This window comes from Pseudoalteromonas sp. DY56-GL79 (assembly GCF_041414765.1).
GTDB classification, from domain to species: Bacteria; Pseudomonadota; Gammaproteobacteria; order Enterobacterales; family Alteromonadaceae; genus Pseudoalteromonas; species Pseudoalteromonas piscicida.
The window spans coordinates 52,414-66,359 of sequence record NZ_JANHZS010000001.1 but is presented as its reverse complement, the minus strand read 5'-3'; the positions used below and the strand labels follow the sequence as shown (position 1 = coordinate 66,359).

Here is a 13,946-nt window from a genome sequence, read left to right as displayed (position 1 = left end):
GATTACGCTCCTTTCTCGCTACGCTCGGCAATGATCCCCGCGCTCTGCTCTTGAAGAATAAGGAGCAAGTTACGAGAACGTGTGTTTAGTAGTGTGTAAAGGAATACAGTCGGAATAGCGACAACCAGACCAAGTACGGTGGTTACGAGGGCCTGAGAAATACCACCAGCCATGAGTTTAGGGTCGCCCGTACCAAACAAGGTAATGGCTTGGAAGGTGTTAATCATACCGGTCACTGTACCGAGTAGACCAAGTAGCGGTGCTACGACTGAAATAATTTTGATTAAAGTCAGGTTACGAGTGATCTTTGGCATCTCACGAAGGATTGCTTCGCTTAGTTTGAGCTCTAGCGTGTCATAAGCCACATCTGGATATTGCTCTTTCACTTTCATCACACGACCTAGCGGGTTGTCGTCACGGGCAACACTATCTTTAAGCTGACGGTTGATTTTAGAACCCATCAACATGAGTGATACAAAACGCTCTATTGCAATAAGTAGTGCCAGTAAACCAACACCTAGGATCACATAACCTACCGCGCCACCTTGGTGTACTTGTTCTTCGGTATTTGGCGCTTGTACTAGTAGACCGAGAATTGAACCGCCTGTTGGATCAAGGGCAAAATCAACAGAACCAGTCTTCGCACTTTGTAATTCCCCCGCTGTTGAGGTGAAACGAGACGCTGGCTGACGAGTCAGTTCAGAAAGTGTTTGTGTATCGTTGTTGTAAGTCAGGTATTTACCATCAGCGATTAAGTTAAATGCACCAACGCGAAGCACTTCTTTATTTTGCTTGGCACCACCGGCTACGATAACTTCGGTATTAAAACGCGACACTTTACCTTGTTCTGTCATTTCACGTTGCATCTCAAACCAGACTTTTTCAATGTCTTCGATTGATGCTAGACGTGACGTTGAGCCCATCTTTTTCGCAAGCTCAGTCATGTAATCATCACGACCTTTAATTTCAGCTGATACAACTGAAGTTGCGAACTTATTTGAACTATCGCCAGCTACTTGTTGAAGCACACCGAATAGCTCTTTTAATGTACCCATACGCTTGCTAAGCGTGTCACTTAGGTTGGCCAGTTTAATTTCGTTTTCTTCGAAATTGGTTTCTAGACGTTCAGATTTAGCCAACGCTTGGTTACGTTCACCCGTTAACGCATTCAACATTTGGATTTGGTTGTTTTGCTGCGCTTTGAATTCGGCTTCACGTTGTTTGTTTTGCGCTGTTTGTGCCGTTTGACCTTGCTCTAAGGTTTTAAGTAGTGAATCTAAATCTAATGCTTGTTCAGCATGCGCAGATGCGGTTAACGCAAGGGTTGTTGCAAAAATAGCGTGTTTAGTGAATTTTTGTACGAATCTCATAGTGGTGTCACCTATTACTCTGCAGCCTGAACTGGAAGCGTTAACATGTCAGGTGCTAACTGCTTACGTGCGATGCGAATGCCTTTATTGATTTGGCTGATGTTGGTATCTGGTAATGCCTCAAAAGCGTTGCTGTCTTTGTTCCAAAAACCAGCTTGGCTGCCATCTTTTGTGACATAAAGTAGCTCAAGACGACCAATTCGTAGGAAATCTACTTCACGTTCTTGTCCATTCACGTCAAGTAATGAGGTGTAAGCTTCGATAGTACGTCCGTAGTCAACTTCGACTTGGTAAGCTTCAAGTACGCGGCGGAACTTTTCGCTTGATGAAATATCAGCACGCTCCATCAAGTTAGTTAACTGAGTAATACGCTCAGCACGCTCTTTAGGAAGGAAAGGCACATCTAATTCAACAAACTGTTTCAGACCTGTGATCATGCGCATCATGAGAGGTGTGATTTGACGCTCGATCACCGAAACCTGATCCATAGAGGTGTTAATGGCTGCCATTTCTTCAAGTTGGTTTTTGATTTGTTTTTCTAATTGAGCGTTGTAAACAGATAGGCCGTCGATTTCTTTGTTCAACGTCTTGAACTTTTGCAAACGAGACTGCATATCGTCTGCAATACCATCGATTTTCCCTTGAGACTTTAATGCAGATTCATTGATAGCTGCACTTTTGTCCATCGCTTGATTTAATTCTGTTGCTCCGGCAGAGGCCGTTGCTAGCATACCTGCTATAAGCAAGTGGTTAACGCACTTCATCGCATACACCTTATAAATTATTGCTAGTTGCTAAAAAACTGGGTGCAGTCTAATTACGAAAAATGACAACCATGTTGCGCAACTAATACACAAATGTGACAGCTGTCATTGAAATTACATTAATCAATTAACTTATTGTTTTTAAGGGAATTTTGTTGGTTAATGAGATGTTGCAGGTGTTTTGTGTCATAAAAGGATCACAAAAAAGCCGCTTTTGTTAAGCGGCTTTTAAGCATTATTGGAATGGCGTTAGACTCTAAACTTGAGCACCATTTGTTCTAATTCGTCGAACTGTAGTTTCAATGACTTACACTCTTCAAGGGTTGCGGTTAGGTTATTGCTGCCTTGCAGGCTGAGGTCACTAATATGATGAATGTCGCTATCTAATGTTTGGATAACGGTGTTTTGCTGGTGGGTGGCGCTGGCAACTGCATGGTTAACGCCGTCTATGGCATCAATCGAATTGCTCACCTCTTGCATTTTAGTACCTGAAGCATTGGCTCTATCGGCGCTTCTCGCTGAGTCTTCTAAACTCGCTTTCATTACGGCCACAGCTGAAGCAGAACCTTGTTGTAGCTGTGCAATCGTGCTTTCGATTTCTTGCGTTGACTCTTGCGTGCGCTGTGCTAATTGCCTTACTTCATCGGCAACGACTGCGAATCCACGTCCAGCCTCACCAGCCCTAGCGGCTTCAATGGCAGCATTTAACGCTAGTAAGTTGGTCTGTTCGCTAACTCCTTTAATCACCTCAAGTACTTGCCCTATGCTGCCTGAGAGTTTATCCAATCCATCCAGCGTGTCTTGTGCTTGAGACATTTTTTGTGTCAGTGAAGCGATTTCTTCGATATTTTGAGTAAGTGAATGTTGGCTTTCAACAGAAAGCTTGTTGGCGTTACTGGCAAGTTCTGAAGCATGGGTTGCATTGTTTGAGATCTCTTGTGCACTTGAAGAAAGCTCGTTGATCGCTGTCGCGACGCTATCGGTGCGCTTTGACTGATCGGTATACATAGATAAGGTATCTTGCGTTTGCGCAACCAAACTATTCACCACGTTTTCAAGTGTTACTGTAGTATTTTTTACCTGCGTAATAGAAGCGTGAATTTTGTCGATAAATTGGTTGAAATAATCGGATAGCTCGCCAAATTCATCTTGATTTTCTACAACTAATCTACGAGTAAGGTCTCCTTCACCTTGGGCAATGTCTTTGATGGCTGCGTTGAGATTGTACATCGGGCGCATCAGATACTTGAGCAATAGTTGTAGCATCACCACAATCGCAATCACGCCAAGTAGCATATAGATAGCTGCCATATTTCTAAAAGAAGATACGGACGAATAGGCAATTTCTTTATTAATGACAACGCCAAGATACCAGTCGACATTTTTAATGCCTTTCATTTTTACAAATGAAACGAGCTTTTCTGTGCCATCAATTTCAAGCTCCGTGAAATCCCGACTTAATGACAGGCGTTTACCAAACAGCTCTGACATCGGCTTGTCATTCAGTTTAGTATCTGGATGACTGAGTATTTTACCGCTTTCATCAAGTAAAAAACCGTAACCAAACCCTAAGAAGTCAATTTCATTGATAATTTCTGTGATGGTTGACATGTCGATGTCCCCCCCAGCCACACCTGCGAAACGGCCTCCTTGTTTTACCGGTACAACGGCAGAAATAGTGAATTCGTTGGTGGTAACGTCGATATAAGGTGCGGTAAATGCGGTATCTTGTTTTTGCTCAGCGAGCTTATACCAAGGGCGGCTAGTCGCATCAAAATCAGCAGGAAGTTGGATACTTGGATCGTCCAACACAAATGTTCCATCTGGCGTGCCAATAAAAACGTTTTTGAAATCCCCCGCAGTGTCTGCGGTTTTTAACCGTCTTCTTATCTGTTCAGTGGAGTCATCAGCTCTATGTCCATCAGCAATCGAGACCACGATTTCAAGTCTGTCATTGAGCCAATTGGCGATATTCTGTGAAACCGAGCTTGAAATCTCTTGTAAAACCAAGGTAAGTCGAGCTTGAGTTTGGTCTCGCATAACAAGAAAGTTGTTTACGGTAAATAAGCCGAGCACAATCACTAACACAAGGGAGGCTGCTACGGTTACTTTGGTGGTGAACTTTAGCGCTTTAAACATCATGATCCTGTTGAACTTGTTCTTTTCTTCAGCCAAACAATACACTTGTTGGCCGATTATTATTAATAGATTTAGGAATTGGATTCCTTTGTAACTATTTTTATCAAAAACTCAAAGGTTTGTCTTTGATTATCGGCAGGAAATGAGAGAGGTTTAGAGTGAATGTTAAATAAAGGTGAGACTAAGCTCACCTTGCGTTACAGTAACGACGCTTGATAATGTCGCCAAGCAGTATCTAATTTAACACCTGCTGATTGCTCAAAGTATTGCCAGTCCCACTTTATGTCGTCATGTGGGTCCAATTGAGCATTGATCTCCTGAAGTAGGTCTCGGTTACTTTGCTTCGATAACCAATCGATAAAGAATGCTGTATTTTTATAGCCGTCTTTATAGTTGCCACCAGGCTTTTGGGTATCATCAGGAATATACCCAGCTTTTAGTCTAACAACATCTGCTATTCCCTCAATGATTGGCCCTATTTCCTTGTAGTTATGATCATCTAGCTGATAAGCATGGGCAATTTCATGATAGAGAATACCGATAAGTTCGTCGACTGATTCTGTTTCACTGTGCGATGTAGAAAAGTTTTCCATGTAATTTGCACTAATATGGATGGTTGCACCGTTAAAATCGCCCTCTTTATATGCAACTCCTTTTAGGTCTTCAAAGATAATATGGAGTGTAGGTAGTTTAGGCGCGCTTTCCATCTCCTTATACAGCAGTCTCGCTACGTTATAACTTATTTGCTCTATTACTTTGTTATCAATTTCTTGCCATGCAAAATGGTCAATTTTAGTTGTTTTACTGAGCGAGACGGCAGGCAGGGGAAATTGACGCCATGCTAAGTCTGACTGAAACGCGATCGGTTTTAATCGCGCTGCGGCACTATCGGCATCATTTGCAAGTGCGAACGGCGCACTTGCAAAGATGGTGATAGCGGCAAGAAACATTCCTGCTTTAACCATTATTTATACTCCGACAATGAAGGCGGTCTCTGCGTCTTGGATTGACCCCATGCCTTATTAGGCTTGTTAGACATTTGATACTCCAATGTACCGCCATTCATGATGTCGTTATGGGTGATATAACTGCGATTAAGTGGTTTGCCATTTAATTTAATGGATTTTATGTATTTATTCTCGTTACTAAAACCTTTCGCAACGGTTCTAAACGCTTTACCGTTTGCAAGTTTCAACGTAACTTCTGGCACCTGAGGCGCACCAATCGCGTAACTTAGGTCGCCTGGCGCAACAGGATAAAAGCCCATCGCTGAAAATATATACCAAGCAGACATCTGACCTACATCGTCATTTCCTGCAAGGCCATCCGGTTTGTCTGAGCTCAAGGTATCCATGATCTGACGAATGCGCTCTTGGGTTCTCCACGGCTTACCCGCGTAGTTATATAGATAGGCAATATGATGGCTTGGTTCATTACCATGGGCATAGTTACCAATCAGACCTGCAATATCTTCGTGCTCTTTGATCATCTCTTCAGAAAGGTGGGTATCAAACAGTGCATCTAGACGTGCTTCAAATGCATCATCACCACCCATTAATTCAATTAGGCCAGCTACGTCATGCGGTACATAGAAGCTATATTGCTTCGCGTTACCTTCGGTGTATGGGCCCATGTATTTTGCTTCAAATGGGTCAAATTCGGGATCCCAGTTTCCTTTTGAATCTAACCCTTGCATGTAACCGGTTTCTTTATTGAACACATTTTTATAGCTCATCGCGCGGCGGTAATAGTCTTTCGCTTTGCTGGTATTGCCCATCGCTTCATACATTCTTGCAATGGCAAAATCATCGTAAGCATATTCAAGAGTGATAGAAATAGACTCAGGAAGTACGTCCATTGGTACATAGCCAAATTTCTTGTATTCAGGGATGGCATCGTACACTGGGTTGTTAGCCGTGTTTTCAATCGCTTCTACTGCTAAATCAATATCGTAATCTCTGATCCCCTTTAAATATGCATCGGCAATGACTGAAACCGCATGATAACCAATCATGGTCCATGTCTCGTGGGCATGGAACGACCAAATAGGTAACATTTTTTCATAGCTTTGCTGATAATGTACTAGCATCGATTGGATCATGCCGGATACGCGGTCTGGGTCGATATAAGTGAGTAATGGATGTAATGCACGATAGGTATCCCACAACGAGAATAAGGTATAGTGCTCAAAACCTTTGCCGTCATGAATTTCACCGTCAACGCCTCGATACTGGCCATTTATATCCTGGTAGATATTAGGCGCTTGTAGTGCATGATAAAGCGCAGTGTAGAACTGACGTTTTTGCGCTTTGGTGCCTTCCACGTCGACTTTATCTAAATAACTTGCCCACTGAGACTTGGCATTAGCGCGAACGGTATCAAAATCCCAATTTGGCACTTCAGTTTTAAGATTCTCTAATGCATTTTTGCGGCTAACTGCAGAAAGTCCGACTTTAACTAACAGCGGCGTTTTGTCTAGATCATCAAAGCTTGCAACAAACTTAACGGCTTTACCTGCCGTCATTTTTACTGCGGTATTCTCAATCGTAGAGTGTTTGCTATCTTTTCCTAAGCAATTCATACAACGATAACGGTTGTTGTCTAGATTATAAAACTGATAGTCAGTGATAGGTTTTGAAAACTCGATGGCAAAATACATTTGGCGGTTACGCGCCCAGCCATTAGTTGCGCGGTAAGCAACCAATGTGGTGTCGTTTATTTTCCGGATGTCACTCCAAATCACTTTATTCTCAAAGTTATAGATTGCAGAGGTCAAATCAAGCAATACATGGCCTTGTTTTGCTTTGTTGAAGCTGTATTTATGCATACCCACTCGCGTGGTAGCGGTGACTTCGGCTTTCACACCATAGTCGAGTAAGTCAACACCATAATAGCCAGGTTCAGACCATTCTTGGTCATGGGAAAAGCGTGAGCGATACCCTATGTCTGGATTTTCAGCGGTACCTGCATCGAGTTTTACTTCGCCAGTCATTGGCATGATCAGCAAGTCGCCAAGATCTGAGTGACCAGTACCAGAGAAATGCGTGTGGGAGAAACCAACAATAGTATGGTCGTCATAGTGATAGCCAGCGCAACGCTTATAGATTTCTGGTTGAGGGGAAACACCGCGCATAGGGTTATCTGTATCTGGGCTTAATTGCACCATACCAAATGGGACGACAGCGCCTGGGAAGGTGTGGCCATCACCGCCAGTACCAATGAAGGTATCGACCCACTGTGTATTTGATTCAGTGGCGTGAACTGTTGCGCTTAACAACACACTTTGTGTGATTGCCAACGCCCAAGTTTTAGCTCGCATTACTCTCTCCTAGTTTTTGTTTTGAATTGGAGCGTTCCAATTTTATTTTATAATACCCTTTATGAATACGTATTCAATACTCTGCGACGAAAAAATTATGCAATAAAAAAGGCGAGCTATGCTCGCCTTGTAAACTTTCGTTAACTTAATTCAGTTTTGCTTGCCACTTTTGCGACAGCTTAACCACGTTTAATCCGTACCATGCGATGTAGACATAACAAAGCAATGGCACAATAAAGCTGATCTGAATATGGAATTTATCCGCAACCACACCTTGAATGAGCGGCACAATAGCGCCACCGACAATGGCTAAACACAGCCAGCCAGAACCTTTACTGGTTAGTGAGCTCAAGCCTTCAATTGCCATTGAGAAGATTGTCGGGAACATAATAGAGTTAAACAAGCCAATCGCGAGTACGGCAATCATCGCAATGTTGCCACTGGTGCTCATGGTCAATGCCAGTAATAAAATAATAACGACAGCGTTAAAAGCCACCGCTTTTGAAGGTGCAATAGTCTTTAAGGCAGCAGAGCCGATAAAGCGCCCTACCATAGCACCACCCCAGTAGTAACCGATAAGTTTTGCCGCGGCATGCTCTTCAAGTCCTGCGATTTCAGGTTCTGCGAAGTAATTTACAAGGAAACTCCCAATCGCAACCTCTGCACCGACATAGCAGAAAATAGCTACTACACCCATTACTAAGTGTGGCGCTTCAATCAGGTTATGGTGTTTCGCTTTACAATCTACCGCTTCAGTATGCTCAGCAATGACAGGCAACTTTAAAAACGCGAATACAACGGCGATAGTCAATAGTGCAGCGGCCAAAATAAGATAAGGTACTTTGACACCCTCTGCGCTTGCCGCAGCTTCAACGGTTAACGTACCGGCTGAGCCAAACAATAAAAAGCCACCAACGATTGGGCCAATAGTGGTACCTAATGAATTAAGCGCCTGAGCAAGGTTTAAGCGACTTGATGCTGTGCGAGGATGTCCGAGTGCTGCTACATAAGGATTCGCTGATACTTGCAAAACAGTGATACCAGATGCAAGCACAAAAAGGGCTGAGAGAAAAATCCAATATTCGTGAACAACAACGGCAGGATAAAACATGATGCAGCCAATGGATGCCACGATTAAGCCCGTTAGTACGCCATTTTTATAGCCAAAGCGTTTAACTAAATACCCAGCAGGTAAAGAAATAATAAAGTAGGCACTAAAAAAGCAAAACTGGATCAGCATTGCTTCGGTGTAGTTAAGGTCAAATACGCCTTTTAGACGTGGGATGAGGACATCGTTTAAAACGGTGATAAATCCCCAAAGGAAAAAAAGCGTTGTCATTGCAATAAGCGGAAGTCGATAATTATTATTCTCGGTATTCCCGCTTGTGACGAAGGTTTGATTTGTGTTTATTTCGCTCACAAGTGATACTCCAATCTGTTTTCACCTTGATTCTACACACTGTTACATGAAAATCACAAATGTTTTATTGGATCGTTCCATGTTTTATCTGCTAAAGTAACGGAAATGTTCAGCAGTAGGTTAAAAGTTAGATGAATTTTAGAACAACGCAATTTTTAGAAGCACACATAAAAAAGACGCTCAGCTTTTACGCACCAAATTGCGTGGATGAACGTGGTGGCTTTAATCACTTCTTCAAGGATAATGGCGAGATTTATGATGCGAAAACGCGTCACTTAGTATCAAGCACCCGCTTTGTCTTTAACTATGCTATGGCTTATGACTATTTTAAAGAGCCAGCTGACTTAGATAAGGTTAAGCATGGTATCGATTATTTAGAAACCGTCCATAGACAAGAAAATGGCGGCTATGCGTGGCTAATTGAAGGCGAACATGTTATCGATGGGACTAACCATTGTTATGGCCTAGCCTTTGTTTTACTGGCTCATGCCTGTGCGCTTAAGGTTGGTTTATCAGAGAGCAAGTCTACAATTGAACGAGTATGGCAGCTGTTAGAAGAGAAATACTTTGAGCCTGAGTTTGGGCTTTATAAAGACGAATTCGATGCTGACTTTTATCAGGCAGATAAATACCGTGGTCAAAATGCCAATATGCATACCTGCGAAGCGCTAATCGCTTGCTATGAAGCAACACAGGATGAAAAGTTTTTACAGCGTGCATATTTGCTTGCCGACAATATGGTAAATCGTCAAGCCGCTAAGGCAGAAGGGCTGATTTGGGAGCACTATGATAGTCTATGGCAAATCGACCTTGAGTATAACAAAGACGATCCCAAACACTTATTCAGACCTTGGGGATTTCAACCAGGCCATCAAACTGAGTGGTCAAAATTATTATTGCTGATTAACCGCTACATGCCAAAGTCATGGCTTGTGGAAAAAGCCGTGCACTTGTTTGATGAGTCATTAAAAGCTGCTTGGGATAATGAATTCGGCGGAATTTGCTACGGTTTTGCGCCGGATAAGTCGATTTGTGATGATGACAAGTACTTTTGGGTTCAGGCTGAGTCATTCGCTGCGGCTGCGCTACTAGCACTTGAAACCGGTGATGAAAAATATTGGCAGTGGTACGACAGAATTTGGCAATATGCTTGGGATAACTTCGTCGACCATGAATACGGTGCTTGGTATCGTATTTTGAATAACAAGAACGAAAAGTATAGTGATGAAAAAAGTCCGGCGGGCAAGACCGATTATCACACCATGGGCGCGTGTTACGAAGTCCTGCGTTCAATGAAGTTAAAAGGCGAATAACATGGCACTTGTTTGTTTTGGTGAGGCGTTGATTGATTTTTTATCGGACGGCAAAGCACCAGAGTCATTTACTAAATATGCAGGTGGTGCGCCTGCAAACGTTGCGGTAGCTGCTGCAAAGCAAGGCGTTGGTGCATATTTTTGCGGTATGTTAGGCAATGATATGTTCGGCCAGTTTTTAGCTCAAGAGTTACAGGCTAATGGCGTAAATACTCGTTACCTTGAGTTTACTGATAAGGCCAAAACGGCATTGGCATTTGTTTCTCTAGATAAACAAGGTGAAAGAAGCTTTAGTTTTTATCGGCCACCAGCGGCGGATTTGTTGTTCAGGCAAACACATTTTTCTGAGGATATGTTTACAGAGCATTCTGTATTACATATATGCAGTAACAGTCTTACTGAAGAGAATATCTATAAAACCACGGTTTATGCGCTCGAGCATGCGCGTTCAAACAACATGCTTGTTAGTTTTGATATGAACCTTAGGTTAAACCTATGGAGTTCGACTGCGCATATTCTTGATAGAATTTGGCATTGTATCGCACTAAGTGATGTCGTTAAACTCTCACGCGAAGAATTGGAATACCTGAACGCGAATAGTCATTCGGGTAAAACCGAAGCGCAAACCATAGCCGCAATTATGGATAAGCAAACTCAATTATTATTGATAACCGACGGTGCAAACCCCGTTGAGATTTATCTACCAAATGATAGTGCTAAAGTCGCTGCGCCAAATGTTGTCGCAGTGGATACCACTGCTGCGGGAGATGCGTTTGTAGGGGGGTTACTTGCTGAGATCATTCGAAAGTTTAAACCTACCCGAGATATTGAGTTTGCCATCTCACTAGATGAGGCAAAAGGCTTAGTCGCATATGCTGCAAAATGTGGTGCGTTCGCCGTTCAACGCTACGGTGCATTTGCCGCGTTGCCGTCTAAAGCTGATATTGGCGAATAGAATACTTTTTCTAGGATAGATGCACGCTCGCATTTATCCTAGTCCCTGTTTCTTTAGTCGCTGTCTTTGTGGGGCCACTCTACTATATGCGCTTCAAAATCAGACTCTAAATCTACCTCCAGCTCTGAGGTTGCCTTACCAAAAATACTGATCCCCGCATCTATCATGGCTTGTTTGGAACCATTATTTCTAAGAGGATGCCAGCTTGCCAGTCCCCTGCCCTCATGAAGTCGTCGATAACTACAACTGTTTGGCATAAAAAAGATATCTTTGAGGTTTTCTTTGGTTAGCTGTACGCAAGACGGAACTAGAACTTGCCTTTCGCTGTAGCGGCTACAACCACAGCTATTTTTATCGTTATATTGGCAAACAACATCAGTGTAGAGTAACTCTTCACCATCGCGTAAAAAGTCGGTGCTTTCAAATGATTCATCTTCCTCATCGCTGTCGATAAAAGAGTGTAAACAGCATTTGCCACAGCCATCACAAATCGCTTCCCACTCATCTCTAGTCATTTCTTCGAGTGTTTTTTCTTGCCAAAAGCTCATTACTTTGCCCCTTCATTACGCTTTTTTGCATCATATTTGATTTGTGATGTTGGAATCGATCACATCAAACAAGCGGCGCATTCTATAGGATAGTTGAACGTAATTCAAAATTGGCGAACTATTTATGGCTGACTATGATTAAAGTACTATTTTTATTTCATAATCTTTGGCGAGAGCGCTATTTGTCTGCGATTATGGAACGTAGCGAGGGTAGTTGATTGAGGCAAAGGTACGTCTTTTTATTGTTTGTACTCCTGTTGTCTCTGTGTAGTCAAGTGGTAGCTGCTGGCAAAGAGACGTTGCAACTAGAGTACGTGGCTTCAAATGCTAAAATTGTCGACGTCATAAATAACTCAAGTATCCATTGGCAAACTACCGATGATAAAGTGTTGAACTTAGGTTATTCCAACCTAAGTTACTGGGTACGTACGTCGTTAAATATTGACGAAAAAGAAGGGCCTTATTTACTTGAGATAGCCTATCCGGTGCTGGATCAACTTGATGTTTACATGCTACAAGAAGGCAATATATTTGTTCATCAGCAATTAGGAGATAAACAACCTTTCGTTGACCGCCCTTTTGCGCATGAACATTTTATCATACCACTACCAAACGGTACGCATGGTAAGGTAGCACTATACATTAAAGTACGCTCATCCAGTGCGCTGCAACTTCCCGTGGTACTTTGGACAAACCATGACTTTCTGATAAACGACCAAGTTTTTCGTATCGTGATGGGGATCTACTTTGGTTTGATGGGGATAATGGCAGCTTATAATGTGCTCCTCTATTTTACCATTCGCGAATCCACATTATTTTACTATGTTTTATACGTTATTTGTTTAGCGCTATTTTCTGCTTGTTTGTCAGGTTTTGCCTTTCGATATCTTTGGCCAAATAGTCTTTGGTGGAACGATCAAGCAATCTTGTTCTTTCTTATCAGTTCGGTGTTAACCGGCACTTACTTTGTTATGACATTGCTCGAGATTGGTATTTCGGACAAGTGGCTTTATCTAGGTTGTCGCTTAATTTTGGGATTAGGGCTGGTACTCTTATTTTCTTCTGTGTTTTTTGACTATGCAGTGATGATAAAACTTACCATAGCGTATGCCGTATCAGCTTGTATCTGGGGCGTATTCTGCCGTATTTTACGTTTGGCTGGGAAAAGCCGCTTAGCGACATACTATTCGATTGCTTGGAGCTCAGTGCTCATTGGCGGGATCATTCTTGCGCTAAATAAATTAGATTTAATCAGCCAAACTTGGTTTACCGAAAATGCGCTATTGATAGGTACTGCCATTGAGGTGGCCTGTTTGTCGATAGCAATAGGTGAAAAGCTCAATACCGAGAAAAACAAGCGCTTTCAGGCGCAATTAACGGCGTTCAATGAAATCCAAAAAGTAAATTCTCAATTAGAGAAGACTGTCGCCATCCGAACTCAAGCGCTACAGGAAGCTAACGATAGACTGGAGCTTGCGAGTCGCACCGATGCGCTTACTGGTGTTGCCAATAGGCGAGCGCTAGACGAAGCCTTGCATAGTGAATGCTTAAGAGCAAAGCGTTTTGAACACGCTCTTAGTGTTATTATGATCGATATCGATTTTTTTAAGCAGGTTAACGATACCTATGGTCACGAAGCGGGAGACGATTGTCTGATTCACATCGGACGTATACTTTCCAATAGTGCTACGAGAGCGGGAGACTTTGTCGCACGGTATGGCGGCGAAGAGTTTTGTATTGTACTTGCACAAACCGATAGCTCGCAGGCTTTTGACCTTGCAGAGAAGATCAGAATGACATGTGAGACTAGCCCATTGATAAGCGATAGCTATTGTATAGAGATGACATTAAGTGCAGGATTACATACTCAGACTAAGCCACCATACAGCGGTAAAGAATTGCTCGCCTCGGCAGATCAGGCACTTTACTTTGCTAAGCGTAATGGTCGTAATCAAGTGGCAATCTCAGGTGAGCTGTAAATTTGGTATTCGGCTGTAAATGAATTAGCTAAGTCACCATAGAAAAGGATATAAAATGAAGACACTTTACAGAATCGCTATTTTATTGGCGCTCCTCATTGGGGCAATAGCTGCTTATAGCTATAGCAGCCACACTGGG

The 13,946-nt window shown here is 42.7% G+C and carries 10 protein-coding genes; 3 read left to right on the top strand and 7 right to left on the bottom strand.

Annotation, left to right across the window (positions count from 1 at the left end; translation table 11 throughout):
• Positions 1–2: 2 nt before the first annotated feature.
• From NO992_RS00205 to NO992_RS00180, 6 genes are all read right to left on the bottom strand, one after another.
• A complete protein-coding gene (locus NO992_RS00205; RefSeq protein WP_371373327.1) occupies positions 3–1,370 on the bottom strand; it encodes a MotA/TolQ/ExbB proton channel family protein in 1,368 nt (455 codons plus the stop codon).
• Between the two features lie 14 nt (positions 1,371–1,384).
• The gene (locus tag NO992_RS00200) at positions 1,385–2,134 is read right to left on the bottom strand and encodes a DUF3450 domain-containing protein (RefSeq protein ID WP_371373324.1); all 750 of its coding nucleotides are present in this window, start codon (positions 2,132–2,134) and stop codon (positions 1,385–1,387) included.
• Positions 2,135–2,383: 249 nt separating this feature from the next.
• Positions 2,384–4,273 carry a methyl-accepting chemotaxis protein gene (locus NO992_RS00195; protein ID WP_095726524.1) on the bottom strand — a complete coding sequence of 630 codons (1,890 nt, stop codon included), beginning with the start codon at positions 4,271–4,273 and terminating at the stop codon, positions 2,384–2,386.
• A gap of 197 nt (positions 4,274–4,470) precedes the next feature.
• On the bottom strand, positions 4,471–5,238 hold the full coding sequence (locus tag NO992_RS00190; protein WP_371373321.1) for a basic secretory protein-like protein: 768 nt from the start codon (positions 5,236–5,238) through the stop codon (positions 4,471–4,473).
• Positions 5,238–7,592, bottom strand: a complete 2,355-nt coding sequence (locus NO992_RS00185; RefSeq protein WP_371373317.1) for a GH92 family glycosyl hydrolase — start codon at positions 7,590–7,592, stop codon at positions 5,238–5,240. Before NO992_RS00185 ends, NO992_RS00190 begins: the two co-directional genes overlap by 1 nt.
• 145 nt (positions 7,593–7,737) lie before the next feature.
• On the bottom strand, positions 7,738–9,012 hold the full coding sequence (locus NO992_RS00180) for a sugar MFS transporter (RefSeq protein WP_039495314.1): 1,275 nt from the start codon (positions 9,010–9,012) through the stop codon (positions 7,738–7,740).
• A 131-nt stretch (positions 9,013–9,143) separates the two neighbouring features.
• Between NO992_RS00180 and NO992_RS00175 the strand changes: the two genes are divergently transcribed.
• Together NO992_RS00175 and NO992_RS00170 are read left to right on the top strand one after the other, a co-directional pair.
• Entirely contained in the window at positions 9,144–10,325 is a 1,182-nt protein-coding gene (locus tag NO992_RS00175) for an AGE family epimerase/isomerase (protein ID WP_371373314.1), read from the top strand.
• A 1-nt stretch (position 10,326) separates the two neighbouring features.
• Entirely contained in the window at positions 10,327–11,280 is a 954-nt protein-coding gene (locus NO992_RS00170; protein WP_371373311.1) for a carbohydrate kinase, read from the top strand.
• A 53-nt stretch (positions 11,281–11,333) separates the two neighbouring features.
• Here NO992_RS00170 and NO992_RS00165 read toward each other — a convergent pair whose 3' ends face one another.
• Positions 11,334–11,828, bottom strand: coding sequence for a YcgN family cysteine cluster protein (locus NO992_RS00165; RefSeq protein WP_371373308.1), 495 nt, complete (start codon positions 11,826–11,828; stop codon positions 11,334–11,336).
• 242 nt (positions 11,829–12,070) lie between these two features.
• On the opposite strand from NO992_RS00165, the gene NO992_RS00160 reads away from it, so the two are divergent.
• Positions 12,071–13,807: a diguanylate cyclase gene (locus NO992_RS00160; RefSeq protein ID WP_371373305.1), complete on the top strand. Its 1,737-nt coding sequence runs from the start codon at positions 12,071–12,073 to the stop codon at positions 13,805–13,807.
• The last annotated feature ends 139 nt before the right edge of the window (positions 13,808–13,946 follow it).